General features: G+C 68.1%; 26 protein-coding genes. 10 read left to right on the forward strand and 16 right to left on the reverse strand.

Features of this window, described 5'->3' with window-relative positions; translation table 11 throughout:
- Window positions 1-99 precede the first annotated feature (99 nt).
- The gene (ligD, locus tag WKC72_RS34340) at window positions 100-1,071 is read left to right on the forward strand and encodes a non-homologous end-joining DNA ligase (protein WP_370181025.1); all 972 of its coding nucleotides are present in this window, start codon (window positions 100-102) and stop codon (window positions 1,069-1,071) included.
- A 398-nt stretch (window positions 1,072-1,469) separates the two neighbouring features.
- Here ligD and WKC72_RS34345 read toward each other — a convergent pair whose 3' ends face one another.
- The 10 genes from WKC72_RS34345 to WKC72_RS34390 form a co-directional block, all read right to left on the reverse strand.
- Window positions 1,470-2,687 carry a VWA domain-containing protein gene (locus WKC72_RS34345; protein ID WP_370181026.1) on the reverse strand — a complete coding sequence of 406 codons (1,218 nt, stop codon included), beginning with the start codon at window positions 2,685-2,687 and terminating at the stop codon, window positions 1,470-1,472.
- Window positions 2,684-3,334, reverse strand: coding sequence for an SRPBCC family protein (locus WKC72_RS34350; RefSeq protein WP_037233097.1), 651 nt, complete (start codon window positions 3,332-3,334; stop codon window positions 2,684-2,686). The genes WKC72_RS34345 and WKC72_RS34350 overlap by 4 nt, the downstream gene beginning before the upstream one ends.
- A 12-nt stretch (window positions 3,335-3,346) precedes the next feature.
- The gene (locus tag WKC72_RS34355; RefSeq protein ID WP_112300998.1) at window positions 3,347-4,234 is read right to left on the reverse strand and encodes a MoxR family ATPase; all 888 of its coding nucleotides are present in this window, start codon (window positions 4,232-4,234) and stop codon (window positions 3,347-3,349) included.
- The gene (locus WKC72_RS34360) at window positions 4,231-5,121 is read right to left on the reverse strand and encodes an XdhC family protein (RefSeq protein WP_037233091.1); all 891 of its coding nucleotides are present in this window, start codon (window positions 5,119-5,121) and stop codon (window positions 4,231-4,233) included. The genes WKC72_RS34355 and WKC72_RS34360 overlap by 4 nt, the downstream gene beginning before the upstream one ends.
- 29 nt (window positions 5,122-5,150) lie before the next feature.
- Window positions 5,151-7,553, reverse strand: a complete 2,403-nt coding sequence (locus WKC72_RS34365) for an aerobic carbon-monoxide dehydrogenase large subunit (protein WP_370181027.1) — start codon at window positions 7,551-7,553, stop codon at window positions 5,151-5,153.
- Window positions 7,550-8,134 carry a (2Fe-2S)-binding protein gene (locus WKC72_RS34370; protein WP_037233084.1) on the reverse strand — a complete coding sequence of 195 codons (585 nt, stop codon included), beginning with the start codon at window positions 8,132-8,134 and terminating at the stop codon, window positions 7,550-7,552. The genes WKC72_RS34365 and WKC72_RS34370 overlap by 4 nt, the downstream gene beginning before the upstream one ends.
- 2 nt (window positions 8,135-8,136) lie before the next feature.
- Entirely contained in the window at window positions 8,137-9,042 is a 906-nt protein-coding gene (locus WKC72_RS34375; protein ID WP_037233080.1) for a xanthine dehydrogenase family protein subunit M, read from the reverse strand.
- A gap of 76 nt (window positions 9,043-9,118) precedes the next feature.
- On the reverse strand, window positions 9,119-10,261 hold the full coding sequence (locus WKC72_RS34380) for an XdhC family protein (RefSeq protein ID WP_370181028.1): 1,143 nt from the start codon (window positions 10,259-10,261) through the stop codon (window positions 9,119-9,121).
- Window positions 10,262-10,312: 51 nt separating this feature from the next.
- Window positions 10,313-12,124 carry a DUF4873 domain-containing protein gene (locus WKC72_RS34385; protein ID WP_370181029.1) on the reverse strand — a complete coding sequence of 604 codons (1,812 nt, stop codon included), beginning with the start codon at window positions 12,122-12,124 and terminating at the stop codon, window positions 10,313-10,315.
- Complete coding sequence (locus WKC72_RS34390) at window positions 12,121-13,047, reverse strand: diiron oxygenase (protein WP_112301003.1); 927 nt, start codon at window positions 13,045-13,047, stop codon at window positions 12,121-12,123. The genes WKC72_RS34385 and WKC72_RS34390 overlap by 4 nt, the downstream gene beginning before the upstream one ends.
- A 125-nt stretch (window positions 13,048-13,172) precedes the next feature.
- On the opposite strand from WKC72_RS34390, the gene WKC72_RS34395 reads away from it, so the two are divergent.
- From WKC72_RS34395 to WKC72_RS34410, 4 genes are read left to right on the forward strand one after another with little or no spacing between them, the layout of a single operon-like run.
- Window positions 13,173-13,790: a TetR/AcrR family transcriptional regulator gene (locus WKC72_RS34395; RefSeq protein ID WP_037233077.1), complete on the forward strand. Its 618-nt coding sequence runs from the start codon at window positions 13,173-13,175 to the stop codon at window positions 13,788-13,790.
- Between the two features lie 33 nt (window positions 13,791-13,823).
- On the forward strand, window positions 13,824-14,141 hold the full coding sequence (locus WKC72_RS34400) for a helix-turn-helix transcriptional regulator (protein ID WP_037233074.1): 318 nt from the start codon (window positions 13,824-13,826) through the stop codon (window positions 14,139-14,141).
- Window positions 14,138-14,701, forward strand: a complete 564-nt coding sequence (locus WKC72_RS34405) for an SRPBCC family protein (protein WP_037233071.1) — start codon at window positions 14,138-14,140, stop codon at window positions 14,699-14,701. The genes WKC72_RS34400 and WKC72_RS34405 overlap by 4 nt, the downstream gene beginning before the upstream one ends.
- A 40-nt stretch (window positions 14,702-14,741) precedes the next feature.
- Complete coding sequence (locus WKC72_RS34410) at window positions 14,742-15,092, forward strand: VOC family protein (RefSeq protein WP_037233068.1); 351 nt, start codon at window positions 14,742-14,744, stop codon at window positions 15,090-15,092.
- A gap of 6 nt (window positions 15,093-15,098) precedes the next feature.
- Here the strand turns inward: WKC72_RS34410 and WKC72_RS34415 are convergent, their stop codons facing one another.
- The 3 genes from WKC72_RS34415 to WKC72_RS34425 form a co-directional block, all read right to left on the reverse strand.
- A complete protein-coding gene (locus WKC72_RS34415; protein ID WP_370181031.1) occupies window positions 15,099-15,581 on the reverse strand; it encodes a sigma factor-like helix-turn-helix DNA-binding protein in 483 nt (160 codons plus the stop codon).
- Window positions 15,582-15,705: 124 nt separating this feature from the next.
- Entirely contained in the window at window positions 15,706-16,167 is a 462-nt protein-coding gene (gene arfB, locus WKC72_RS34420) for an alternative ribosome rescue aminoacyl-tRNA hydrolase ArfB (RefSeq protein WP_052033224.1), read from the reverse strand.
- Window positions 16,164-17,153, reverse strand: coding sequence for an alpha/beta hydrolase family protein (locus WKC72_RS34425; protein WP_037233063.1), 990 nt, complete (start codon window positions 17,151-17,153; stop codon window positions 16,164-16,166). Before WKC72_RS34425 ends, arfB begins: the two co-directional genes overlap by 4 nt.
- A 170-nt stretch (window positions 17,154-17,323) precedes the next feature.
- Between WKC72_RS34425 and WKC72_RS34430 the strand changes: the two genes are divergently transcribed.
- Together WKC72_RS34430 and WKC72_RS34435 are read left to right on the forward strand one after the other, a co-directional pair.
- Window positions 17,324-18,412, forward strand: coding sequence for a DUF1524 domain-containing protein (locus WKC72_RS34430; protein ID WP_037233061.1), 1,089 nt, complete (start codon window positions 17,324-17,326; stop codon window positions 18,410-18,412).
- Window positions 18,413-18,518: 106 nt separating this feature from the next.
- Complete coding sequence (locus WKC72_RS34435) at window positions 18,519-18,812, forward strand: response regulator transcription factor (RefSeq protein ID WP_037233060.1); 294 nt, start codon at window positions 18,519-18,521, stop codon at window positions 18,810-18,812.
- Window positions 18,813-18,816: 4 nt separating this feature from the next.
- Here WKC72_RS34435 and WKC72_RS34440 read toward each other — a convergent pair whose 3' ends face one another.
- Entirely contained in the window at window positions 18,817-20,103 is a 1,287-nt protein-coding gene (locus tag WKC72_RS34440; RefSeq protein WP_037233058.1) for a lactate 2-monooxygenase, read from the reverse strand.
- Between the two features lie 115 nt (window positions 20,104-20,218).
- Between WKC72_RS34440 and WKC72_RS34445 the strand changes: the two genes are divergently transcribed.
- Window positions 20,219-20,992 (forward strand): VOC family protein, encoded by a 774-nt coding sequence (locus tag WKC72_RS34445; protein ID WP_370181032.1) that lies wholly within the window; start codon window positions 20,219-20,221, stop codon window positions 20,990-20,992.
- 33 nt (window positions 20,993-21,025) lie between these two features.
- Here the strand turns inward: WKC72_RS34445 and WKC72_RS34450 are convergent, their stop codons facing one another.
- Both WKC72_RS34450 and WKC72_RS34455 read right to left on the reverse strand, forming a co-directional pair.
- Entirely contained in the window at window positions 21,026-21,955 is a 930-nt protein-coding gene (locus tag WKC72_RS34450) for an alpha/beta fold hydrolase (RefSeq protein WP_011597417.1), read from the reverse strand.
- A 49-nt stretch (window positions 21,956-22,004) separates the two neighbouring features.
- The gene (locus tag WKC72_RS34455) at window positions 22,005-22,622 is read right to left on the reverse strand and encodes a TetR/AcrR family transcriptional regulator (protein ID WP_112301007.1); all 618 of its coding nucleotides are present in this window, start codon (window positions 22,620-22,622) and stop codon (window positions 22,005-22,007) included.
- Between the two features lie 87 nt (window positions 22,623-22,709).
- Between WKC72_RS34455 and WKC72_RS34460 the strand changes: the two genes are divergently transcribed.
- Both WKC72_RS34460 and WKC72_RS34465 read left to right on the forward strand, forming a co-directional pair.
- On the forward strand, window positions 22,710-24,068 hold the full coding sequence (locus WKC72_RS34460) for a cytochrome P450 (RefSeq protein ID WP_370181033.1): 1,359 nt from the start codon (window positions 22,710-22,712) through the stop codon (window positions 24,066-24,068).
- Between the two features lie 72 nt (window positions 24,069-24,140).
- On the forward strand, window positions 24,141-25,301 hold the full coding sequence (locus WKC72_RS34465) for an alkaline phosphatase family protein (protein WP_037233049.1): 1,161 nt from the start codon (window positions 24,141-24,143) through the stop codon (window positions 25,299-25,301).
- Window positions 25,302-25,343 lie beyond the last annotated feature (42 nt).

Below are 25,343 nucleotides of genomic sequence, written 5' to 3' on the forward strand. Positions count from 1 at the left end.
GCACGGACATTGGCCGGATTCTCGCGCAATTGCCGGGGATTCCAGCGAAACCGTCGGCAAACAGCGCGGGAGGGATCGAACGCGGGTTAGGTTGACTGCATGGCGACCGGCAAGAGCAAGGCTCCCGCTGTCGAACTGGAGGTCGGCGACCGGACCGTGCGGATCTCGCACCCGGAACGCGTCTACTTCCCCGCCACCGGTGCCACGAAACTCGACCTCGCGAACTACTACCTGAGCGTCGGCGACGGGATCGTTCGTGCACTGCGCGAACGCCCCTGCATGATGCACCGCTTTCCGGACGGCCTGAGCGGCGAGAAGGTGCACCAGAAGCGGTTGCCGCACGGTGCGCCGGACTGGGTCCAGACGGTGCGGGTGACGTTTCCGCGGTACAACCGTCACGCCGACGAACTGTGCGTGACGCACCCGGCGGACGTGATCTGGGCGGTGCAGATGTCCACGGTCGAGTTCCATCCGTGGAACTCGCGCCGCGCAGACGTCGAACGTCCCGACGAGTGGCGGATCGATCTCGACCCGATGCCCGAATGCGGATTCGACACGGTGCGGCGCGTGGCCGGTGTGGTGCACGAGGTGCTCGACGAACTGGGTGCGACGGGCTGGCCGAAGACGTCCGGCGGTAGCGGCATGCACGTCTACGTCCGGATCCGGCCCGACTGGGGATTCGGCGACGTCCGGCGGGCCGCGCTGGCCTTCGCCCGAGAAGTGGAGCGCCGGGCACCGCAGGACGTCACCACCACCTGGTGGCGGAAGGACCGGGATCCTCGCAAGCTGTTCGTCGACTACAACCAGAACGCCCGCGATCACACCATCGCCAGCGCGTACTCGGTGCGGGGTGTGCCCGACGCGACCGTGTCCACACCGGTGACGTGGGACGAGATCGACGATGTGGACCCGCACGAGTTCACCATCGCCACCGTCCCCGACCGCTTCGCGAAACTCGGTGACCTGCATGCCGGAATCGACGACGCCGTGTTCTCGCTCGAACCGCTGCTCGAGTGGGCCGACCGCGACGAGGCCGAAGGCGTGTCGGATCCCGGTGGCGCGGACGACTAGTCGAGGCGTCCCCGTGACGCGACACGCGCCCCGACCGTGCGGCCGAGGCGCGTGTCTGGCATGCCGGACTCTTCCCTACCGTGGCGGCGGGGGCGGTGGCGGCGGAGGCGGTGGGGGGTTGGGGTTGCAGAGTTGACAGCCGTCGACCGGTGGTTTGGGAACCGGTGCGTGACAATCGTTCTGACATGGTCTGGCGCCGGCGAATTCAGCCGTTCCCACCAGGGAAATCGAGAGGGCTGCGAGGATCGCCCCGATGGCCGCCACGATTTTGGCGGGAGTTCTGGTAGTCGACATGTGGGTTCCTCCTGTGAGCTGAAGAGCGGTGTGCACCGTCCCAAGAGCTTCAGGGAAGGACGTGACGACGGCCAGGCACCCTGGGGGTGAAATCGCGCCACCCGCTACCGCATCCGGCTGATCGTGTCCAGCACGTCGCGGAGCGCGGACACGGAGTGCGCGGGGAGGAAGGCATCGCAGAACGGCAGCGCAGCTGCCATCGATCCGGCCAGCGGCCGGAAGTCGGGGTCACCGGCCCGGGGGTTGAGCCACACCAGTTGGTGAGCCCGGCGACGAACCCGGGTGAGGGCATGCGCCAAGCTCTTCGGGTCGTCGCTGTCCCAGCCGTCGGACGCGATGACCACGACCGCGCCGCGCAGCGCGTTGCCGTGCGGGGACGCGAGCAGTTCGCTCACGCTGCCGGCGATGTGGGTGCCGCCGAATCTGTCGACGACCTTGTCGTTCGCCTTGCGGACCGCGGTCTCGGCGCTGCGGTGGGCGAGCACCGGCGTGAGTCTCGTCAGCGACGTGGAGAACGCGAACACCTCCGGCCTGCCCGCGGTCTGTCGTTGCACCGCCGCCCGCATCAGATGGAGATAGATCGCGGCGTACGGCTGCATCGACCGGCTCACGTCGCACAGCATCACGATGCGTCGCGGACGGTGCCGCGGGCGGCTTTTCGCGAGGACCACCGGCTCCCAGCCCGTGGCCCTCGACCGGTTCATGGTGGCCCGCAGGTCGATACGCCGGCCGCGGCGATGCACTTCGCGTCGCCGGGTGCGGCGGGACGGCCACGCGGCGGTCGCCTTCTCCAGCCAGGATCCGAGGAGCCGGAGGTCGCCGGCGTCGAATCGGGCGAAGGGTTCGTCGGCGCGAGCCACGAGTCTGCTCGGCAGGGTGTCCGGCACGGCGGTGAGCGTGTCGTGGACGTCGTCCTCGCCGCTGTCGTCGCCGCCGGTCATCATCGGTCGCGTCACCCACGGCACGCCGTCGACGTCCTGCGCGTCACCGGGCCGGTCGCGACCGTCGCGGACACCGGCGAGGGCCGCGTCCCGTCCCGCCGCGGCGCGCCGTGCGTGCGGGTCCACGGACAGCACGGCGTCGTCGAAGACCGCGGAGAACACCGCGTCGAACGGCGCGAGGTCGTCGACGCGGTTGACCAGCGTCAGACGCGCCGACCAGTACAACCGCGACCGCGAGCTCGGCGGCGACAGATGAAGCGCCTGCACGAACACCGCGGGGCCACTCGCCGAGACGACGACACCACGGGAACGCAACCGGGCGACCAATGCCACCGCGAACGCCGCGAGATCGACACCCCGCAGGACGCCCGACGTGCTCATCGCCTGCGGCGGCCCACCACGAGCACGACCACGATTCCCGCGAGGATGGCAGCGAGGATCGGGGCGTACCGTTTCCACGCACCCGCACCGGACAGCGCCAGAAGGTCCAGCGGCGCCGGTTCGGCGGAAGGCCGGGCCACGGACAGCGTCGTGGTGCCGGTGGAGTCGGCCGCCTCGGTCTCGGCCGCGGGCTGGTCGGCGGGCCCCCCGGCGAGCTTCGCTTCCAGTGACTCCGCGAACTGCCCCATGAGTTTCTCCGACACCTGCTGGATCATCCCACTGCCGAACTGCGCGAGTTTGCCGACGATCTTCATGTCGGTGTCCACGGTGACGCGGGTGCGGTCGCCCACCTCGTGCAACTGGGCGGTGATCGTCGCGGACGCGTTGCCGGAACCGCGCGAGTCCCTCCCGCGGGCATCGATCACGGCGCGATGCTCCTTGGCGTCACGCACGACGAAGGCGGCCTTGCCTTTGAATTCACTCGTCACCGGGCCGACCTTGACCTTCACCTTCCCCAGGTAGTCGTCACCCTCCCGCCCGGTCATCTGCGCTCCGGGTAGCAGGGGGGCCACCTCTTCGAGGTCGCTGAGCACCTCCCACGCCTGCTCGATCGGGGCGCTGACGGTGAACTCGTTGGCGATCTTCATGGCAGTAACCTCTCATCCGGTGGCCAGGCCGTGCGCGTAGTCGGCGAATGCGTCCTGAACTATTGTGCGGTCGTCGGGGGTCTTCGCGAGGGCACTCAGGCTCTGGATCGCGTCGTCGCGAACCAGATCGGCCACCCCCAGCGCCGCGAGGGCGGACACCCAGTCGATCGTCTCGGCGATTCCGGGCGGCTTGTCGAGGTCGAGTTCGCGGGCCCGGCCGACGAAGCGGGTGGCGTGCTCGATGAGGGGCGCCGCCGCCGCGGGCACCGTGCGACGCACGATGGCGGCCGCCCGCGCCGGCTCCGGATAGTCGATCCAGTGGTAGAGGCACCGCCTGCGCAGCGCGTCGTGGAGGTCGCGACTCCGGTTGGACGTCAGCACGACGACGGGGTGATGTTCGGCCGTGAACGTTCCCAGTTCGGGAACGGTGACCGACGCCTCCCCCAGGAATTCGAGGAGGAGTGCCTCGAACTCGTCGTCGGCTCGGTCTATTTCGTCGATCAGCAGGACGGGCGGGGTCGGTCCCCGATATCGCACACAGTGGAGGATGGGACGTTCCAGCAGGAATTCCTCGGTGAACAGGTCGTCCTCGGTCAGGCCGTCGCCCCGCGATTCGGCCAGCCGGATGGTGAGCAACTGACGCTGATAGTTCCAGTCGTAGAGGGCCTCGTTCGCGGTGAGGCCCTCGTAGCACTGCAACCGGATCAGCGGGGCGCCGAGGACGGTCGCGAGAGCCTTCGCCGCGGTGGTCTTGCCGACCCCGGGTTCGCCTTCGAGCAGGAGCGGGCGACGCAGGGCCGCCGCGAGATACAGGGCCGACGCGGTGCCGAAGTCCAGAAGGTAGTCCTCCGCATCGAAGCGCCGGACCACGTCCGCCACATCCTCGAACGCCGCCGTCATACCGCCGTCTCCTGCGCGAACGATGCCCGGCAACCCGGCCCGCAGAACCAGAAGTCGTCGCCGTCCCGCCGTAGGTGGGCGGTATCCGGCCCCACCACGACGCGCATCCCGCACACGGGATCGATCACCTCCGCCACCGCTGCCCGCGGCGACGAATCGTCCTCGGGCGCGCGAAGTCCCGCGGTCCGCAATTCTTGCACCAATTCGGCCGCGATCGACACCGCGATCTCCGCCGACGTCCGCGCCCCGATGTTCAGGCCGACGGGGGTGTGCACCCGTGCCCGTTCGGACTCGGTCAGACCCAGGGTGTCGAGGATGGCCCCGCCACGTGTACGGCTGGCGACGAGCCCGACGTACCCGACCCCCGCGTCGAGCGCCGCACGGATGACCTCGGCTTCGGGCCCGCCGTGCCCGGCGAGCACCACCGCCGTCGTGCCGGAGAACTGTTCGATCCCGGCGTCGTCGTGCTCGACGGTGAAGCCCAGCAGTCCCGCTATGCCCGCCAACGCCTGCGCGATCGGAGTGGTGCCGAAGATCCGCACCAACGGCGGTGGCAGTTGCGGCTCCAGGAAAATCTCCATGGCGCCGCCGGACAGACACGGATTCACCACGACCGACGCGCCCGGAGTCTCGGGGAACTGCACGGCCCCGTCGGGAAGGACCCGCAACAGCACGCTCTCGTTGGTCGCCAGCGCGCCCAGGGCGGCCGTGCGCACCGAATTCTGCGCGCACTGACCGCCGACGAACCCCTCGATCGTCCCGTCCTGCAGGAGGATCGCCTCGTCACCGGTATGACTGGACGTGGGCGGCTGCGCCCGCACGACGGTCGCATGGACGAACGGCCTGCGGTCGCGTGTCAGTTGCGCCGCACGCTCTTTCAGATCCATCAAGCCTCCTCGCAGCCGACGGGCGACATTCAGATCGGGGGTGTCGCGCGGCCCTGCATGGCCTCCCACACCCGGGACGGGGTGAGCGGCATATCAGCGTGCCGGACCCCGAACGGGGCGAGCGCATCCACGACCGCGTTCACCACGGCCGCGGGCGATCCGACCGTCGCGGACTCCCCGATGCCCTTCGCGCCGATGGGGTGATGCGGTGACGGGGTCACGGTGAAGCCGGTCTCGAGCTTCGGGACCTCGAGCGCGGTGGGGATCAGGTAGTCCATCAGTGACCCGCCGAGACAGTTGCCGTCCTCGTCGAACTCGATGATCTCCATGAGCGCCATACCGATGCCGTCGACGATGCCACCGTGGACCTGCCCCTCGATGATCATCGGGTTGATGCGCGTGCCGCAGTCGTCGACGGCGAGGAACCGCCGCACCTTCACCACGGCGGTGCCGGGGTCGACGTCGACGACGCAGAAGTACGCGCCGTAGGGGTACGTCAGATTCTCGGGGTTGTAGCAGATCTGCGCGTCGAGTCCGCCCTCGATGCCCTCCGGCAGGTCGCCCGCGCCGTGAGCCCGCATCGCGATGTCCTGGATGGGCACCTTCGCCGTGGGGTCACCCTTCACATGGAATTCGCCCTTCTCCCATTCCAGATCCGCGACCGAGGCCTCGAGCATCCCGGACGCGATGATCTTCGCCTTGTCCCGCACCTTGCGGGCCACCAGCGCCGCGGCCGCCCCCGACACCGGCGTCGACCGGCTGCCGTACGTGCCGAGCCCGAACGGCGTGTTGTCGGTGTCGCCGTGCACGACGTCGATGTCGTCCGGCGGAATCCCGAGTTCCTCCGCCACGATCTGCGCGAACGTCGTCTCGTGACCCTGCCCCTGGGTCTGCACCGACAACCGGAGGACAGCTTTCCCGGTGGGATGCACGCGCAGTTCGCACCCGTCGGCCATGCCCAGGCCGAGGATGTCCATGTCCTTCCGGGGGCCCGCGCCGACGGCCTCGGTGAAGAACGACATACCGATCCCCATCAGCTCCCCGCGCTCGCGGCGTTCCCGCTGCTCCTCCCGCAACTGCTGGTAGCCGATCATGTCCATGGCCTTGCGCATGGTGGTCTCGTAGTCACCCGAGTCGTACACCCACCCCGTCTTGCTGGTGTACGGGAACTGTTCCGGCCTCAGCAGATTCTTCAGCCGAAGCTCCGCCGGATCCATCTTCAGATCGAACGCCAGGCAGTCGACGAGCCGCTCGACCAGATACACCGCCTCGGTGATGCGGAACGAGCAGGCGTACGCCACCCCGCCGGGCGCCTTGTTGGTGTAGACGGCTGTCATCGCGCAGTGCGCGGCCTCGATGTCGTAGCTGCCGGTGAAGACGCCGAAGAAACCGGCCGGATACTTCACCGGGGCTGCCGTGCCGTTGAAGGCTCCGTGATCGGCCAGCACCTTCGTGCGGATCGCGAGCATCTTGCCCTCTTTGGTCGCAGCGATCTCACCGACCATGATGTAGTCGCGGGCGAACCCGGTGCTCATCAGGTTCTCGCTGCGGTCCTCCATCCACTTCACCGGTTTGCCGGTCACCAGTGACGCGACGATGGCGCACACGTATCCCGGGTAGATCGGGACCTTGTTGCCGAAGCCCCCGCCGATGTCCGGGGACACCACCCGGATCTTGTGCTCCGGGATCCCCGAGACCAGGGCGTAGACCGTCCGGTGTGCGTGCGGGGCCTGCGAGGTGGAGTACAGCGTCAGCTTGCCGGACACCCGGTCGACGTCCGCGATCGCACCGCACGTCTCCATCGGCGCGGGATGCACCCGGGGGTAGACGATCTCCTGCTTCGCCACCACGTCCGCCTTCGCGAACACGGCATCGGTCGCGGCGGCATCGCCTGTCTCCCAGTCGAAGCAGTGATTGTCCGTCTTGCCTTCGAGGTCGTCGCGGATCACCGGCGCATCGGGCGAGAGCGCGGCGCGCGCGTCGACGACGGGATCGAGCATGTCGTACTCGACGTCGATCAGTTCCAGCGCGTCGCGGGCCGAATAGCGGTCCTCGGCGATGACGAACGCGACCTCCTGGCCCTGGAACCGCACCTTGTCGGTGGCCAGCACGGCCTGCACGTCGTTGGACAGCGTCGGCATCCATGCGAGGTTCTTCGCGGCGAGGTCGGCCCCCGTCACCACTGCCGTCACCTTCGGGTGTTCCTGTGCCGCAGTGGTATCGATGCTCACGATCCGCGCGTGCGCGACCGGCGACCGCAGGATCGCCAGGTGCAGCATGCCGGGGAGCGTGATGTCGTCGACGTAATTTCCGAGCCCCCGGATGAAGCGGGGATCCTCCTTGCGCAGCATGCGGCCGTGGCCGCAGGGTTTCTTGTCGTTGTCGACGACGTCGGCGTCGCCCGACGGCGGACGGGATTCGACGGTGGTCATGATGCACTTCCGGTGGTCGCGTGTTCCTCGACTGTCATCGGTGCGCCCTCGGCGCCCCGTGTCTTGTCCTCCTGGACCTCCGCGTCGAAGTCGCCGGCCGGTTCCGGCTCGGCGGCCTCGCCCGCCCGATGATCCGCCGCCCACTGGATCGAGCGCACGATCGTGGTGTACCCGGTGCAGCGGCAGATCTGCCCGGAGATCGCTTCCCGGATGGTTGCCTCGTCCGGGCTCTCCTCCCGGTCGAGCAGTGCTCGCGCCGTCATCATCATGCCGGGGGTGCAGAACCCGCACTGCAGTCCGTGGCACTGCATGAAGCCCTGCTGGACGGGATCGAGTTCGCCGTCGTGTTCGAGGCCCTCGACCGTGCGGACGTCGTGCCCGCCCGCCATCGCGGCGAGCATCGTGCACGACTTCACCGGATCGCCGTCCACGGTGACGACGCAGGTACCGCAGTTGCTGGTGTCGCAGCCCCAATGGGTCCCGGTCAGGCCCAGCTGGTCGCGGAGGAAATGGACCAGCAGCATGCGCGGTTCCACCTCGGCGCTCACTGCTTCACCGTTGACGGTCATGTTCACCTGCATGGCTATGCCTCTTCTCCGGTCGGCTCGTGCTCCACGTCGCTGCGGAGCACCCGGTCGACCGCTGTACGGAGTGTGCGGATCGTGAGTTCGGATGCGAGATGGCGTTTGTAGTCGACGGTGCCGCGGGCGTCGGCGACGGGCTCGCAGGCCTGCGCGGCCATCCGCCCGGCCTGGGCGAACGCCTCCTCCGACGGAGGCCGTCCGGTCAGGTAGTCGGCGACATCCGAGAGTCCGGACGGATCCGGGTTGACGGCGGTCAGACCGACCGCTGCCCGGGCGATCTCGCCGCCCTCCACCGTGACGGCCGCTCCGGCCGCGGTGACCGCCCAATCTCCGGTCCGCCGTTCGACCTTGGCGTACGCGCTGGAGCTGTGGCCGTGGACCGGTATCACGATCTCGATGAGCATCTCGTTGTGTGCGAGCGCCGTCTCGTACGGTCCGACGAGGAACTCGGACATGGGGATCTCGCGGCGTCCGCCCGGCCCGCGCACCACGCAGGTGGCGTCGAGAACAGCGCAGACAGTGGTGAGGTCCTCGGCCGGATCCGCCTGGCACAGCGATCCGCCGATGGTTCCGCGGTTGCGGACCACCGGGTCGGCGATCACCTTCTCCGCGTCGCGGAAGAGGGGGAACGCCACCGCGAGTTCATCCGATTCGAGAAGCCGGCGGTGCCGTGTCATCGCACCGATCCGCAGCCTCGACCGCTCGGTCGTGATGTAGCCGAGTTCGCCCTCGAGGTCGTTGATGTCGATGAGGTACTCGGGGTTGGCGAGGCGAAGTTTCATCATGGGGAGCAGGCTGTGGCCGCCTGCGACGAGTCGGGCTTCGTCGCCCAGCCGGTCGAGCAGGGCGATGGCGTCCTCGACGCCCGTGGCCCTCTCGTATTCGAAGGATCCTGGTACTTGCATTGTGACCTACCTCACAAATGTGGATGCTCTCAGCCTCCGCAAGAACCGGTGGTCCGTCAACCCCGGGTGAACCGCCCTAGTCGACGCAGGAATCGACGGGTTCCTCGTGGTGGATCCGACCGCTCGACTCCGCGAGCGGGCGCCCCGTGCCACCCCACCGGCGGGCGATGATCTCGGCGGCGATGGACACCGCCGTCTCTTCGGGTGTCCGGGCGCCGATGTCCAGGCCGATGGGACTCGACAACCGGTCGAGCTCGGTGTCGGTCAGGCCGACCTCGCGCAGGCGTTCGCGCCGATCCAGGTCCGTTCTGCGTGATCCCATGGCGCCGATGTACGCGACGTCCGGGAGGCGCAGCGCCGTCTCGAGGAGAGGGACGTCGAACTTGGGGTCGTGGGTGAGCACGCAGATCACGGTCCGGCCGTCGATGGCCCGGGCCTCGGCCTGGGCGGCGAGATACCGGTGCGGCCAGTCCACCACCACCTCGTCGGCCGTCGGGAATCGGGCGTGCGTCGCGAACACCGGACGGGCGTCACAGACCGTCACCCGGTATCCCATGAAGGCGCCCTGCCGGGCCACCGCGGCGGCGAAGTCGATGGCCCCGAACACCAGCATGCGCGGTCTCGGCGCGTAACTGGCGACGAACACCTCCATGCCCTCGCCGCGACGCTGACCGTCGGTGCCGTACGTCAGCACCGTGCTGCCGCCCGCCGCGAGGAGGCCCCGCGCGTCGTCGGTGACCGCGGAATCGGCACGGTCCGAGCCGAGCGAACCGCTCACGTGCTCGGGCCGGACGACCAGCCGCCGCCCCACCCGAGCCGCATCGGGATGCGCCACGACGGTGGCCACCGCGACCGGCCGGTGGTTCTCGATGTCCCCGGCGATCTCACCGAGTTCCGGAAAATTGTCCCGCGAGACGGGCTCGACGAAGATGTCGATGATTCCACCGCAGGTGAGACCCACCTCGAACGCGTTCTCGTCGCTGATCCCGTACCGCTGCAGCACCGGCGTGCCGGACGCCGTGACCTCCGATGCGAGTTCGTAGACCGCTCCCTCGACGCACCCGCCGGACACCGAACCGGACGCGCTGCCGTCGGGCGCCACGACCATCGACGCCCCCGGCGGTCGCGGCGCGGAACGGAATGTGCGGACCACGGTTCCGACACCCGCCGTCCCACCCTCGGTCCACACCGCCACCAGGTCAGCCAGCACGTCGCGCATCAGCACCCTTCCCGCTCGAGTCCGACGTGTGATACACGCTCAGCTACAAGCTTATTCCGCCGAGGCGAGTTTGGCCCGGGAGACGGGAACCTCGACCTCGACCGGCGCCAGCGGGAACGGGGGCGTGCCCACCCCGGCTATCCGGTAGTGGCCCCACGGGTCGCGCTCGGCGAGGGCGGCGGGCACTTCGGGACCGTCCCCGATCGTGAGGAACAGCGGGGTGCGGTTGCGCTGCTTCGCCGCGTCGACGCCGTCGCCGACGACGCGGCCGTACCAGTGGTAGAGACCGTCCAGCGGTTCGATGTGACCGCTCAGGAAGACCTCGACGGGCACGGTCAGGTCGCCGGACGTGAGCACGCCGGGCCCGCTGTACTCGGTGTCGTCCTCGCGCTCCGCGAACGAACTCAGCTCGAAGTGCCGGTCGTCGGGGGTGCGCATCCGCCGCCAGTAGGACACGCTCGACCCCGGCCACGCGGCCCGATTGTGGCCGGTGGAATCGAGGTACCAGCTGTCGCACCCACCCGAATTCCACACCGAGCCCGCGAGTTTGCGGTGGACCACCCGGTTGAATTCGCGCTGCGCGCCCGCACGCACCTCGATCCGCGTCGCGTCGCGCTTCTTCATCAGTGCGAGGCATCGGGTGATGTAATGCGCCTGGGCCTCGATGACGAAGACGATCGACTGATTGCCGCCACCGGAATTCGGCCCCATCATGAGGAAGAAGTTCGGAAACCCCGCGACCGCGACACCGAGGTACGCCTCCATGCCGTCGCGCCAGGCCCGCTGGATCGTCAGCCCGCGCCGGCCGACGATGTGCTCGTTCTCGAACCGGTCGCCGACCGCGAACCCCGTGCCGTAGACGATGACGTCCGCCTCGTGCACCGTTCCGTCCTCGGTGCGGATCCCGCACTCGGTGATCTCCGAGATACCCGAGGTGACCAGATCGACGTCTTCACGCTGCAGGGCGGGGTAGAAATTGCTGGACACCAGAATTCGCTTGCACCCGATGGTGTAGTCGGGAGTCAGGGTGGCACGCAGTGCAGGGTCGCGCACCTGTCTGCGCAGCAGCCCCCGGGCAGCCGACTCCAGCACCGTCATCAGTCGTGGGTGCAGGAAACCGGCGATCAACGATTCGTGGCTCCAGTAGATCGCGCCGCGGTAGGCCTTCTGGGCACCGGGCACTGCGTGGAACACCGCCTTCTCAACTGCGGTGATCGGGCGGTCCAGCTTCGGCAGGATCCAGTGGGGTGTCCGCTGGAAGACGTCGACGTGCGCCGCCTCCTTCGCCACCTCGGGAACGAACTGCACGGCGCTCGCCCCGGTGCCGACGACCGCCACCCGCTTGCCGGTCAGGTCGACCGCGTGATCCCACTCGGCGGAATGGAATGCCGGTCCGGAAAACGACTCCCGGCCGGGGAAGTCCGGAATGCTGGGTTTGTGCAGCGGTCCCGGACCCGCGACGACGATTCGCGGGTGATAGACGGAACCCGACCGAGTCTCCACCCGCCACCGGTCCGTTCCCTCGTCGAAGTCGTAGGAGATCACCTCGGAGCCGAACCGGATGTGTGATGCCAGATCGTAGTCGCGGACCACCCTCTCGATGTAGTCGAGAATCTCGGGCTGCCGCGCGTACATCCGGGTCCATTTACGGTTGGGCGCGAAGGAGAACGAATACATCAGCGACATCACGTCGCAGCCACATCCCGGATACGTGTTCTCCCGCCACGTTCCGCCCACCCGATCGGCCTTCTCGAGAACGACGAAGTTCTCCTCCCCCGCCTCCTTCAGCTCGATCGCCATACACAATCCGGCGAATCCGGTGCCGACGACGAGGACGTCCGGCTCGGAGGTCCCCGGTGTCACAGGAATCCCCCGCGCCGCCACAGCGCGCGGGAGGTCGCTCGCATCAGGCCGTTCTCCTCGAGGAACGCGGCCAGCGACTCGAACCCGCGGCGTTGATTTTCGCGAAAGTTCGGGTTTGCCAGTGCCTGTCGACGCGCCTCCTTCGCATCCAGTCCGGCCCGCTCGTACATGGCCGGGTTGGTGAACAGCCGCTGGAACAGCGGGCCGCCGACCCCCTGCAGCGTTCCGACCCACAGCCTGTCGATCCGGTGGCCTTCCGCGACGCGGCGACGCACCCCCTCGCGCGCGAATCGGATGTGCCGGGACTCCTCGGTGACGTGGATCCGCATCAGCCGGGAAATCATCGGCTGCAACTGCGGGTCCTCGAGGACGCGCCGCTGCGTGGCGTCGAAGATCTCCTCGCCGATGAGCGCGGCCACCCACAGCATGGTTCCGCGAAATGTCTTGGGCAGCACGTTGACCACGACCGCCTGATACCACCGGAGCTGGAACGGCTTGGCGCCCATCTGCTCGATGGCACGTCCGAACATCGTCATGTGCCTGCACTCGTCACCCATCTCGGTGAGCATGTACCGGGTGTGCAGCGAGCTCGGATCGTTGTGCAGCAGCGCGCGTAGGAGCGCCTGGTTGAGGATGTTCTCGAACCAGATTCCGACGCTGAGGATGTTGGCCGACTCTTGCCGGGACAGCTCGATACGCTGCGCCTCGCTCATCCGGTCCCACATCTCGGTTCCCCACAGGGACAGGACCTGCGGCGGCAGGAAGTACTTGCCGTCGTCGAGGGGCGCGTCCCAGTCGATGTCGACGACGGGAGCGTACGAGCGCTTGACGGAGCCTGCGAGGAGCCTGCCGGCGACTTCCTCCCGGTCGATCGTGTGTGAACGCTGAGACATCGCTGTTCCCTTCGTCGAGCGCGATTCCATCTCGTTGCCGTTTATAGGTAAAACGTAAACCCGGGTGTGACGTAGGTCAATGGTTATCTGTGACTCGAATTCACATTTGCGGCTTCTGTTTGCGCCCACCCCACCCGACCAGCACAATCAGGGCCGTGAGGACGCGGCCGACGACACCGACCCCCGGCGAACTCCGGGAACGGATCCTCGATGCGGCCGAAGAGTGCCTGATCGAACTCGGGTACAGCACCCGGCTCCACGCGGTCATCGCCGAGCGGGCGGGACTGTCCCGGCCCACGCTCTACAAACACGTCGGCGACCAGTCCGCCATCCTCGAGGCCCTCTTCCAGCGGGAGATCTCCCGGTTCTTCGTCGTGCTGGACCCGGTGTTGCGGGGACGGCAGAGCCAACTCCAGGTGCGATTCGTCGACGCCGTCGTGTTCGCCGTCCAGTACGCACGCGGACACCGGTTGCTTCAGAAGGGTTTGCGCGACGACCCCGAGGTGGTGCTTCCCTGGTTCACGGTCAAGGCGAAGCCGATGATCGAACTCGGGGCGCAACTGCTGACCCCCCACTTCGAGCGCCTGTTCTCCCGCGAGCAGCTGTCGGGCGTGAGCTCCACCGCCATCTCCGAGTGGGCGTTCCGCATCATCGGCTCGCTCATCACCACGGAGGGGATCGTGGACACGTCCGACGAGCGGGCTCTGCGCGAGTTCGTCCGGTCCCTGCTGTCGATCGCGTTCATGCCGCAACCGGACATTCATATTCCTTGACGCGTATATACGCGTACGCGCATACTCGGGAGCATGGCACCGGACGTGTTCACCGTGGTCGCCGAACCGCAGAGGCGCAGGATCCTCGAACGGCTGCGGTCCGGCCACGCCAGCGTCGGCGAACTCGTCGACCAGCTCGCACTGCCGCAGCCGACCGTGTCCAAGCACCTGCGGGTGCTGCGCCAGGCCGGATTCGTCACCTGCCGCACCGCCGCCCAGCAGCGCATCTACAGCCTGCACCGCGAACCCTTCGACGAGTTCGACGCGTGGCTGCAGCCCTACCGCCTGCTGTGGACGCATCACTTCGACGCCCTCGAGCGGCACCTCGATTCGAAGGAGACCCCCTCATGACCGAGCCAGACGCACGGCGCGACTTCCGCCCCGGCCCACTGCGGCACGTCGAAGCACGACCCGACGGCACCCGCTGGACCCTGACCTTCGTCCGCGACTTCACCCACTCGCCGTCGGCGCTGTGGACCGCGCTCACCGACCCCGGCGAACTTCCGCAGTGGGCGCCGTACACCGCGGACCGGAACCTCGGAACAGTCGGTCCCGCCACCCTGATCATGGTCGACGGGCAGGACCGCACCGAACTCGACGGCACCGTGACCCGGGCCGAAGCACCTCACGTCCTCGAACACACCTGGGGCGACGACCTCCTGCTCTGGACGATCGAGGAAACCGACGCGGGCACGCGACTGACCTTGCGCCACACGCTCGACGACCAGCGAACCGCGGCGATGACGGCCGCCGGGTGGCACATGTGCCTGGACGTCGCCGAGGCCCTGCTCGACGGCAATCCGATCGGACCGATCGTCGGCGCCGAAGCGATGGACTACGGCTGGCGCGAACTCAACGAGCAATACTCCGAACGCCTCGGCGTCGAACCGATCGATCCGACGCTGCAGTGAATCGGTGACGGGCGTCCGCCGCTCCCCGTACCGTTGACGCATGGGACTGCAATGGGAAGCCGTGGTGGTCAACGCCGTCGATCCGGCGGCCCTGGGACGCTGGTGGGCCGAGGCTCTGGGTTGGGGCGCCGTGACCGATTCCGACGGCGACGTCCACATCCGGCCCCGGGCCGACAGTCACCCCGAAATCCTGTTCGTGGCCGTTCCGGACCGGAAGCAGCTACCGAACCGGCTGCATCTCGACTTCCGGCCCGACGATCAGCAGGCCGAGGTCGCACGACTACTCGGGCTCGGCGCCCGGCACGCGGATGTCGGTCAGGGCGAGCAGAGTTGGGTGGTGCTCGCCGATCCGGAGGGCAACGAGTTCTGCGTCCTGTCCGACCGGCGCTGACACCGCTCAGGCCACCTTCGTCCGCAGTGTCCGCAGCGCCTCGTGCTGCACGACGAGGACCCGGCCCACCGGGAGCCCGAGGACCCCCGCGGTGTCGTGCACGGACAGCCCGTCTATGACCCGCAGCAGCACGATCTCTCGGGCGGTGGCGTCGAGATGGTGCAGCAACCCGGCGACTTCCGCCGGAATGTCGGGACTTCCGGCCGCGTCGCCGTGCACGTCCGCAACGGTCCGGCTCACGATGCGATACACCTCGCGGACGGGATGGTCACTGCGAGCGAGAGCCGGAAGGTCCCGCGCCACCGCGAGCAGCGCTTCCTGAGCCACCTCGTCCGCCGGCCGCGTGACCTGCGTGGAATTCCCCACGCGGGTGCGGCAATAGCGCACCACCTGCGGCCACAGCGTCGTCATCACCCGCTCGACGGCCCTGCGATCCCCCGCCGCGGCAGCCGACGCTGCCGAATGTAATTCCTCGTCAAGCACACTCATGTGACCTCGATCCCCCGACCTCGCCGCCTCCGGTCATCCGTCACGGCGCTTCCGTACTCATCTTCCGGCACACGAGGGGTCGACACATCCGGGAGATTCCCCATTTCCCGGTGCGTGAAACCACCTACATGTCCGGCTTCCTCCGCAGGTTCTTGGTCTGGCCGCGTTGCTTCTTGGCGTCGAGTCTTCGTCGGTGCGAACCCTTGGTCGCCTTGGTCGGACGCCTGGTGCGGGGTTCGGCCAGAACAGCCGCGCGCAACAGTGCCGCCATCCGGGCCCGCGCCGCGCGCCGATTACGCAGCTGTGAACGGGTTTCGGACGCCGTCACAGCGACCACCCCGTCAACGAGCCTGTGCCCCAGCTGAACCTGCATGCGCTCGAGCTGTGCAGGCGACAGCGTCGACAACGTCCACAGGTTCACCCGCAACTCCACCCGCGAGTCCGTGGTGTTGACTCCCTGACCCCCGGGGCCGCCGGCGCGGGAGAACCGCCACTGCAACTCGGCGGCCGGAACGACGAGCGACCGCGTGATCTCGAGGTCGTCGGTGACCTCGCCGCCGGGAAACACCGGAGGAACTTCGCTCACACTCCCAGCGCCCGGGCCAGCACCGGCCAGGAATCGTGCAGGTCGTCCTGCCAGTATCCCCATGAGTGTGTGCCCGAGTTACGGAAACTTGCGGTTGCAGGTATTCCCAGCTCGCCCAGGCGATCCGTGAATCGATGGGTGCAGTAGTTGGTCACCGCTTCGATGGGGCCACCCGCGTAGATCTGCCGCGCGAGTGTAGCGACGTTCCCGTCGATCCCGGGGCCGTCCAGAGTCTCGTGGCGGCCCGGCAGACCGTTGCCGTTGGAGAGGAACAGTTCCGTTCCGCGCAGTTCGGCCGCGTGCACGTAGGGATCGTTCGCCGCCCACGCCGGATCGTCCGCCTTGCCGTACATGTTGACCGGATTGCCGTAACCGTAGTTGTCCATGGTGATCTTGATGAGGAGCTGCCCGAGCGGATCACTGGTCAGAGCACAACCGCTGTACGCGGCCACACCACGGAACAGTCCGGGAGCGGCGATCGCCAACTGCAGCGCCGCGGTGCCGACCCGTGACATGCCGGCGAGCGCATTGACTCCGTTGGTGCCGAGGGCCGCGTCGACGACCGGCGGAAGTTCCTGAGTCATAAAGGTCTTCCACTTGTTCACCCCCATCGCCGGGTCGGGGCTCTTCCAGTCGGTCCAATACGCGTTCTCGCCGCCGGAAGGGCTGACGATGTTCACGTTCTGGTCGGCCAGGAACTCTTCGACGTCGGTCTTCTCCCGACGAACCTGACCGTCGAGGAAGTACAGCGTGGGCCTCGGCACGCTCGTGTCGGCGGGCCGCTGCACGTATACGGGCACCACCTTCTGCATCGACGCCGAGAAGACGTGCAACGTCAGGTGTCTCGGATCGATCACGGTGACGTGATCGAGCTTCGACCCGTTCGGCGCCACCGCGGAGCCGAGCGCCCGACCGGTGTCGACGATCGGATCGGCGGCCGCGACGGTGCCGCCGAGACAGAGAGAGACCACGGTCACGGCCGTCACGGCCGCTGTTCGCAATTTCCCCCGAAAAATGTGTCGTGTCACGACCGTGTACCGCCCTCCACCCGCACGAATTCCGGTCCCGGGCATGCTAACAGTTCCCGATGCCGAGTAACGGAAGCGGCCTTCCGCGCGATGAACATCCGACCCCCCACGTTCATTGAAGGACCGGCATGACGTTTCCCCCGCCCTCACCATCTGCCGTACGCAAGAAGTGGCCCTGGATCACCGGCGGGATCGTCGTAGCCGTGGCCGCGGTCTCGTTCCTCAGCCCCGGACAGGACGACCAATCGGCCCAGGCCACAGCGGTATCCGCGTCTGCGACGCCGACGCTCGCCGATTCGACGACCGTGCATGCCGCGTCGAATTCGTCGACAACGGTGCCGGTTTCGTCTGCCCTCGCCCTTTCGCCGGCCGAACCCGCCGCGGTCGGCGCCGCCGACGCGACCGCCGCGCTGCAGCAACTCGCCGGCCTCGAGATCAAGGGACGCGCACCGAAAACCGGCTACGACCGGGATCTCTTCGGCCAGGCGTGGACCGACGACGTCACGGTCGAGGGCGGCCACAACGGATGCGACACGCGGAACGACATTCTCGGGCGCGACCTCGAACAGATCGTGTTCAAGCCGGGCACGCGCGACTGCGCGGTACAGACCGGAACGCTCCTCGACCCGTACACGGGCAACACCATCTCCTTCGTCCGCGGTGAGGGCACGTCGAACGCCGTGCAGATCGATCACGTCGTCGCGCTGTCCGACGCCTGGCAGAAGGGAGCCCAGCAGCTCGACACCGCGACCCGGGTGAACTTCGCCAACGATCCGCGGAACCTGAAAGCCGTCGACGGCCCCACCAACCAGCAGAAATCGGACGGAGACGCCGCAACCTGGCTGCCCCCGAACAAGAGCTACCGGTGCACCTACGTGACCGATCAGGTGGAGGTGAAGGCCGCGTACGGACTGTGGGTGACCCAGGCCGAACACGATGCGATCGCCCGGGTTCTGCAGGACTGCGGGGCGGCGACGCCTGCCGTCGCGCCCGCTCCGAGTACCGCCACGGTGCCGGAAGCGGCACCTGCGCCCGCTCCCGTTCCCGCTCCGGCACCCGCGCCCGTCCCGTTCGTCGACACGGCACCGCCGAGCGACGTCTACTACAAGAACTGTTCGGCGGCCAAGGCGGCCGGTGCCGCGCCGGTTCACATCGGCGAGCCGGGCTACGGCACCCATCTCGATCGCGACGGCGACGGCGTCGGCTGTGAGAGCTGATCCGGGCCTGGCGCGACACGCGCCGCCACCACCAGTTAATCTGAACTGCCTGCAGGGACGTCGGGTACCTGTAGCTCTCTGTACATGTCAGAAAGATGAGATCGGCATGACCACTGCACCCGACGCACTCGGGCACCCCCCACATACGGACGAACCAGTCGCCCGGACTTATCAGAAGCCGGCGTTGTCGGCGCGCGAAATCGAGGTTCTCCGCCACTGGTTGCGGGGCGACTCCAAGCTCGCCGTCGCCGCCGACCTCCACATCGCTCTCGGAACGGTCAACACCCATCTGACCCGTATCCGCGAGAAGTACGCGCTGGTCGGACGTGACGCGTCCACCAAGACGACGCTGCTGGTGCGGGCCCTTCAGGACGGGATCATCACGATCGCGGAACTCTGACGGCCTATGCCCTGCGCAGGGCGTCCCGGTCGATCTCGGCGACCGATGTCAGGCCGCTGAGACCCATCGTGAGATCGAACTCGGCGATCACGTTGGCCGTGGCGTCCCGCGCACCGGCCTGACCGGCGAGGGCCAGTCCGTACAGGTGCGGCCGGCCGAGCGTCACGGCGTCCGCACCCAGGGCGAGGGCCTTGAAGACGTCTGCTCCCGTGCGGATTCCGCTGTCGAGGAGCAGCGTCAGCCTGCCGTCGACGACGGGCGCGATGTCCACGAGGGCGTCCAGCGACGACACGCTGCCGTCCACCTGGCGCCCACCGTGATTCGAGACGACGATGCCGTCCACGCCGGCGTCGAGCGCCCGCCTGGCGTCGTCCGGATGGAGCACGCCCTTGAGGAGGATCGGCAGGGACGTCCTGCTGCGGAGGGTCTCGATGTCGGACCAGCTCAGCGAGGGACGGGAGTAGATGTCGAGGAACGTCTCCACGGCGGCCCGCGGTTCCGGCGACCGCAGGTTGTCGAGGAAGCGGCCCGGGAAGCGCCGGGTCATCGACACCAGTGACCGGATCGCGCCGAGTGTCACCTCGACGTCCGCCTTGCTCGCGGCGGTCTTGATCCGCTCGTGCACGATGCGGCGGAACACCGGATCGGACGTGTACTGCGCGATTCCCTGCCCCTGCGCGAAGGGCAGCGAGCCGAGGTTGAGATCTTCCGGGCGCCAGCCGAGCATGGTCGTGTCGAGGGTGACGACGACGGCGTCCGCGCGAATGTTCTCGGCGCGCTGGAGCAGGCTGTCGACGAGATCGTCGTCGGTGCTCCAGTACAGCTGGAACCACCGGGGAGCGTCGCCCATCGCCGCCGCACTCTCCTCCATCGGTGCGCAGCCCTGGTTGGAGAAGATGTACGGCACACCCAGTTCGGCGGCCGCGGCGGCGATCGCCACATCCGCCTCGGGCCTGGCCAGTTCGGCCGCGCCCACCGGGGCGAGAAGCACCGGGGCCGGAATCCTGCGCCCGAACAACTCGACCCCGATGTCGCGCTTGGAGACGTCGCGCAGCACCCGCGGAACGATCTGCCACTTGTCGAACGCATCGCGGTTGGCCTGCATCGTGCGACCCAGGCCTGCGCCGCCGTGGACGTACGCCCACCCCTTCGCGCTCATCTTCCGCCGCGCGCGTCGCTCCAGCGTGTCGAAGTCGGTGGGAACGGAGGGTGTGCGACCGAGGACGCCGTCGCGATAGATCACATTCTGGCGGGCCCGGCCCGGGCTGTCCTGGTTCTCGCTCGCAGACATGCGCCGAGTCTTCCACAGCGCATCACGAACCGACGGCAGGTCGCCGGGACGCGTAGGTTTGTGACCGGCACCACACCGCGCGCTACCCCGACCACCAACGTCCTAGGAGACCGCGATGCCCGACCGTCCGTCCCTCACCGGCGCTCCCTGCTGGATTGATCTCACCAGTTCCGACCCACGACAGGTCATCCCGTTCTACACCGGGCTGTTCGGGTGGAGGTCCGACACCAACCAGGATCCGCAGTACGGCGGCTACTCCATCTTCAGCAAGAGCGGTAAACCCATTGCGGGCCTTGGCCCCCAGCAGCAGGGCAACCCGTACGGCAACGTGTGGACCACGTACATCGCGTCCGAGGACGCGGAGGCCACCGCCGCGAAGGCCGCCGAGGCGGGCGGCCAGGTGATGATGCCCGCAATGGTCGTGGGCGACCAGGGCACGATGGCCATCCTCGGCGATCCCGCCGGCGCCGTCATCGGCGTGTGGCAGGCCGATCGGCACGACGGCTTCGGTCTCGTGGACGAGCCCGGCGCGCCCGTCTGGCACGAAACGCTGTCGCGGAACTATGCGGCGGCGCTCCCCTTCTACGCGGACGTCTTCGGCTGGACCTATCAGACCCTCGGCGACACAGACGAATTCCGGTACTCGCAGGCGAACCTCGGCGACCGCACCGTCGCCGGAGTCATGGACGCCGACTCGTTCCTGCCGGAAGGCGTCCCCTCGTTCTGGCAGTTCTACATCGGTGTCGAGGACACGGATGCGGCGGTCGCGAAGGTGACCGAACTGGGCGGCAGCGTGCGGCGCGAACCGGAGGACACACCGTTCGGGCGGCTCGCGTCCGTTGCCGATCCCCTGGGCGCCACGTTCCAGATCACGACCCTGCAGTCCTGACCCGGCGACGGTGGCGCGCAGATCACGCCACCGTCACACCGGACCGAACGGCGCCTGCGCCTCCTTGGCGTCCCAGATGTCGAGGAGTGAACGGAGAATCTCCTCCGACATGCCCAGTCCCCCGAGATGGCTTTCCCCGTGCATCGTGTGGAACTCGGCGTCGGGAAGAAGCGACACCATGTGCTGCCCGTGCCGGAGCGGAATGATGTGGTCGCAGTCGCCGTGCCACCAGCGCACCGGGGTCTTCACCGCGTTCACCCGGAATCCCCAGTCCCGCGCGAACAGGACGAGATCGGCGAACGGTGCACTGAGCTGCTTGCGACCGCCGTTGAGCAGATCGTCGAGGAACATCGCCTTGAACTCCGGGCGCGCGAGCAGACGGCGGTCGCCCTCCGGAGACAGCCGCCCGTACAGGTCGATGATCGGCGACGCGAACGGCCTCGCCAGCCTGATCACGGAACTCGCCGCCAACCCGACGGGGACACCGCCCGCCGACAGCACCGGAGCCGCCAGGACGGCGAGATCCATCAGCCCGCTGCGGATCGCGTCGGGACCCTTCGTCGGCGCGACACCCCCGAGGATGCCGGTCGCGACCACGCGGTCGGGCATCGCGTACGCCGCGGCCAGCGTGTAGGGGCCGCCGCCGGACAGGCCGACCACGGCCATCTGATCGACGCCCAGCGTGTCGGCGACGGTGCGCAGATCTTCGGCGAAGTCGATCACGGCGCCGTAGCGGTGCGGCGTCGACGAGCCGACTCCCGGCCGGTCGATCCCGATCAGCCGGACGTGCTCGCGTTCGGCGAACGCGCGCGCCTCCATCGGCACCTGACGCCGCGCTCCGGGCGTGCCGTGCAGCCAGAACACCGCCCTGCCCTGTGCCGAACCGAACTCCGCGAAGCCGAGCCGACGCCCCTCGCCTACCGCGACCGTGCCCTCCAACTGCGGGCGTGCGATATCCACCATGCCCACAGCTTCGCACGTGACACCCGTCACGTTTCCGCCCGGGACCCGCTCAGCGGTGCGCGGTGGACGTGAACTGGTAGGTCGCGGCGTCGACGATCTGCTCGGGAGACACCTCGATCTCGCCGTTCAGCCACGCCGTCATGAGTTCCGCGAGCCCACCCACGAACAGCAGCGCGGTGATCTCGTCCTGCGGCGACGACCACGCCCGGTCGCCGTAGAGTTCCTTCGATTCCTCCGCGACCAGCAGGGCGAACGCCCGCAACAACTCACGTCGTCGCGTCCGCAGCGGTTCGGCGCCCGCCGATTCGATGATCGACACCCGCCCCTTCCTCGGGTCCGCCGTCAGGATGTCGACGAAAGTCGCGATCGCCGCCCGCGCCCGCACTTCGGGGTCACCGGTCACCGTCTGGAGAGTGACCCGCGCGGCCTCCCCGATCTCCGCGGCGATGCCCTCGATCACCTGAACCAGCAGGTCGTCCCGGCTGCTGAAGCTCTCGTAGAAATAGCGTTCCGTAAGTTTCGCCTCGGCGCAGATCGCGGTCATCGTCGCTTTCTCGCCGCCGACGGTGCCGAACACCTGCAGTCCCGCCTCGAGCAGTCGCGCGCGACGGTCCGCGGCGCGTTCCTCAGAACTTCGACCGCGGTACTGGCGCGCCGGTTGACTCATGACTCGATGTTGACAGACCCGCAAGTGTGACGCACACTACACACATCTGACAGAGGGTCCTGTCACATATGCCGACGAGGAGGGCCGATGCCCAAAGTTCTCGCTGCTCCCCCACCCGAAAGCGCACTGCACCCCATCTCGGGCAATGCCGGGTTCCCCGTCATCGGACACTCGCTGGAATACTTCCGCGACCCGATGGGACTGCTGCAGAGCCGCTGGGAGCGCTACGGCCCCGTGTCGTGGCTGAGCATGGCAGGCAAGCGGTGGGTCACCGTACTCGGACCGGACGGCTGCCAGACGGTGCTGCAGAACAAGGACCGAGCCTTCGTCAACAGCGACGGATGGAGCGTGCTGATCGGGCCGTTCTTCCACCGTGGGCTGATGCTCCTCGACGGCGACGAACACCTCGCCCACCGGCGAATCATGCAGCAGGCCTTCACCCGGGACCGGCTGTCGCGCTATACCGAGGCACTCCATCCCGCGATCGACAAGGGGCTCGACGCCTGGCAGCCCACCCCGGGCTTCGCCGCGTACCCCGCGCTGAAGGAGCTGACACTCGATCTCGCCACGAGCATCTTCATGGGCGGCGCCGAGGGGTCGACGCCCCAGGAGATGGCAGAGATCAACAAGGCCTTCATCGACTGCGTGCAGGCCGCCACGTCGGTGGTGCGGTACCCCCTGCCCGGAACGCGATGGAAGCGCGGCATCGACGGGCGCACACGACTCGAGGAGTTCTTCCGCCGCTACCTGCCCGCGCGACGAGCGGGCGCCGGCGACGACCTGTTCTCCGCACTGTGCCACATCGAATCCGAAGAGGGGCAACGCTTCAGCGACGACGACGTCGTCAATCACATGATCTTCCTGCTGATGGCCGCCCACGACACGTCCACCATCACGCTGTCGACGATGATGCAGTATCTCGGTCAGCACCCCGACTGGCGGGAGCGCTGCAGGCGGCAGTCGGCGGCGCTGGGCACGTCCACCCCGACGTACGGTCAACTCGACGAACTGACCGACCTCGACCTCGTCATGAAGGAATGCCTGCGTCTCGTTCCGCCGGTCCCGGTGGTCGCTCGCCGCGCGGTCGAGGACACCGAGGTGCTCGGCCATTACATCCCCCGGGGCACGTACATGTCGGTGGTCGTGCACTTCACCCATCACATGCCCGAGTACTGGCCCGATCCGGAGCGGTTCGACCCCGAGCGGTTTTCACCCGAACGCCGTGAGGACAAGGTCCACCGGTTCGCGTGGGAGCCGTTCGGCGGCGGCGTGCACAAATGCCTGGGAATGCACTTCGCGGGCGCCGAGATCAAGGCGGTCATGCACCACCTGCTGCAACGATTCGACTGGCAGGTGAGCCCCGGCTACGTCGCCCCGCTCAACTACACCTCGCTGCCGTTCCCTTCCGACGGCCAGCCCGTGGACCTGTACCACCGAGTCGGCTGAGCCGGTACCCCGAGCGCAGTCTCGGCCGATTCCGCGTAGTGCAGGCCGAGCCGATCCACCATAGTGGGAGTCATGACCGTTTCGGCACCCCCGCTCGACGTGTATTCGCAGCCCACGCTGTCCACCCTCATGCCGTCAGTCCTCGCCTCACTGGGTGTTGCCGGCGAACCCAACCGGCTGCACCTGCCGGACAGCAGGCACACCGTGGTGTTCTTGATAGACGGACTCGGCTGGACGCTGCTGCGGCGCCACCGCGAACACGCCCCGTTTCTCGACAGCCTGACCGGACGGCCGATCCGGGCGGGCTTCCCGACCACGACCGCCACCAGCATCGCGTCGTTCGGCACGGGGTTGCCGTCCGGCGGTCACGGAATCACCGGCTACCAGTCATACGTTCGTGAGGTTCGCGGCACGCTCAACTGGTTGTCGTGGCGCGCGGGCCACAAGGGCGACGAACTCACCCGGCTGGTGCCCGAGGTCGTCCAGCCCGCACCGACCGTGTTCGAACGCGCCGCGGCAGCCGGTATCACGTGCACGACCGTGGTGCCCGCAAAGTTCGACGGGTCCGGGCTCACCCGCGCCGTCCTCCGCGGCGGCACGTTCGCAGGAATACACGCGTACGGTGACCTGATCGCGCACGTCGTCACCGCGGCCCGTTCAGGCGAACGGACCCTCACCTACTGCTACCTCAGCGAAATCGACACGCTCGGGCACGTTTACGGACCGGGATCCGAATCCTGGCTACATCAGGTCGCCCTCGTCGACCGGCTCGTCGAGAGGCTCGCCGCGGGACTCGCGGCGGCACAACCCGACACCACGCTGTACGTCACCGCCGACCACGGCATGGTCACCGTGGACGATGCCGACAAGATCGACTTCGACGCCACTCCTGCCCTGTCGGACGACGTGGTGGCGCTCGCCGGCGAACCCCGGTGCAGGCACGTCCACACCCGAGCCGGAGCCGGGCACGACGTCGCCGCCCGGTGGAGGAACGAACTGGGACACCGCATGTGGATCGGCACGCGAGACGAGGCCGTCACCGCAGGACTGTTCGGCCCTGCCGTGCGATCCGAGGTGCAGGGCCGCATCGGAGACGTCGTCGCCATCGCACAAGGTGGCGTCGCGGTGGTCCGGCGCAAGGCGGAGTCGAGGTTGTCCGCGCTCCCCGGGCAGCACGGCGCACTCACCGACGACGAGTTGCTGATTCCCCTACTGCAGGGCACCATCACGTAAACCCGGACCGATCCCGGCCCGCGGGGCCACTCCTGATAGAAA

Origin of the sequence: Rhodococcus wratislaviensis (assembly GCF_041228765.1) — a bacterium.
In the GTDB taxonomy this organism is placed as follows: Bacteria; Actinomycetota; Actinomycetes; order Mycobacteriales; family Mycobacteriaceae; genus Rhodococcus_F; species Rhodococcus_F wratislaviensis.

Coding starts and splice junctions, on each gene's coding strand:
- WKC72_RS34390 (WP_112301003.1), bottom strand. CDS start 13,047: ATGGAATCGCGCTCGACGAAGGGAACAGCGATGTCTCAGCGTTCACAC.
- WKC72_RS34450 (WP_011597417.1), bottom strand. CDS start 21,955: ATGGTGGATATCGCACGCCCGCAGTTGGAGGGCACGGTCGCGGTAGGC.
- WKC72_RS34460 (WP_370181033.1), top strand. CDS start 22,710: ATGCCCAAAGTTCTCGCTGCTCCCCCACCCGAAAGCGCACTGCACCCC.
- WKC72_RS34445 (WP_370181032.1), top strand. CDS start 20,219: ATGCCCGACCGTCCGTCCCTCACCGGCGCTCCCTGCTGGATTGATCTC.
- WKC72_RS34360 (WP_037233091.1), bottom strand. CDS start 5,121: ATGGATCTGAAAGAGCGTGCGGCGCAACTGACACGCGACCGCAGGCCG.
- WKC72_RS34415 (WP_370181031.1), bottom strand. CDS start 15,581: ATGAGTGTGCTTGACGAGGAATTACATTCGGCAGCGTCGGCTGCCGCG.
- WKC72_RS34435 (WP_037233060.1), top strand. CDS start 18,519: ATGACCACTGCACCCGACGCACTCGGGCACCCCCCACATACGGACGAA.
- WKC72_RS34365 (WP_370181027.1), bottom strand. CDS start 7,553: ATGACCACCGTCGAATCCCGTCCGCCGTCGGGCGACGCCGACGTCGTC.
- WKC72_RS34350 (WP_037233097.1), bottom strand. CDS start 3,334: ATGAAGATCGCCAACGAGTTCACCGTCAGCGCCCCGATCGAGCAGGCG.
- WKC72_RS34410 (WP_037233068.1), top strand. CDS start 14,742: ATGGGACTGCAATGGGAAGCCGTGGTGGTCAACGCCGTCGATCCGGCG.
- WKC72_RS34400 (WP_037233074.1), top strand. CDS start 13,824: ATGGCACCGGACGTGTTCACCGTGGTCGCCGAACCGCAGAGGCGCAGG.
- WKC72_RS34375 (WP_037233080.1), bottom strand. CDS start 9,042: ATGCAAGTACCAGGATCCTTCGAATACGAGAGGGCCACGGGCGTCGAG.
- WKC72_RS34465 (WP_037233049.1), top strand. CDS start 24,141: ATGACCGTTTCGGCACCCCCGCTCGACGTGTATTCGCAGCCCACGCTG.
- WKC72_RS34455 (WP_112301007.1), bottom strand. CDS start 22,622: ATGAGTCAACCGGCGCGCCAGTACCGCGGTCGAAGTTCTGAGGAACGC.
- WKC72_RS34440 (WP_037233058.1), bottom strand. CDS start 20,103: ATGTCTGCGAGCGAGAACCAGGACAGCCCGGGCCGGGCCCGCCAGAAT.
- WKC72_RS34345 (WP_370181026.1), bottom strand. CDS start 2,687: ATGAGCACGTCGGGCGTCCTGCGGGGTGTCGATCTCGCGGCGTTCGCG.
- ligD (WP_370181025.1), top strand. CDS start 100: ATGGCGACCGGCAAGAGCAAGGCTCCCGCTGTCGAACTGGAGGTCGGC.
- WKC72_RS34430 (WP_037233061.1), top strand. CDS start 17,324: ATGACGTTTCCCCCGCCCTCACCATCTGCCGTACGCAAGAAGTGGCCC.
- WKC72_RS34370 (WP_037233084.1), bottom strand. CDS start 8,134: ATGCAGGTGAACATGACCGTCAACGGTGAAGCAGTGAGCGCCGAGGTG.
- WKC72_RS34380 (WP_370181028.1), bottom strand. CDS start 10,261: ATGCGCGACGTGCTGGCTGACCTGGTGGCGGTGTGGACCGAGGGTGGG.
- WKC72_RS34405 (WP_037233071.1), top strand. CDS start 14,138: ATGACCGAGCCAGACGCACGGCGCGACTTCCGCCCCGGCCCACTGCGG.
- WKC72_RS34355 (WP_112300998.1), bottom strand. CDS start 4,234: ATGACGGCGGCGTTCGAGGATGTGGCGGACGTGGTCCGGCGCTTCGAT.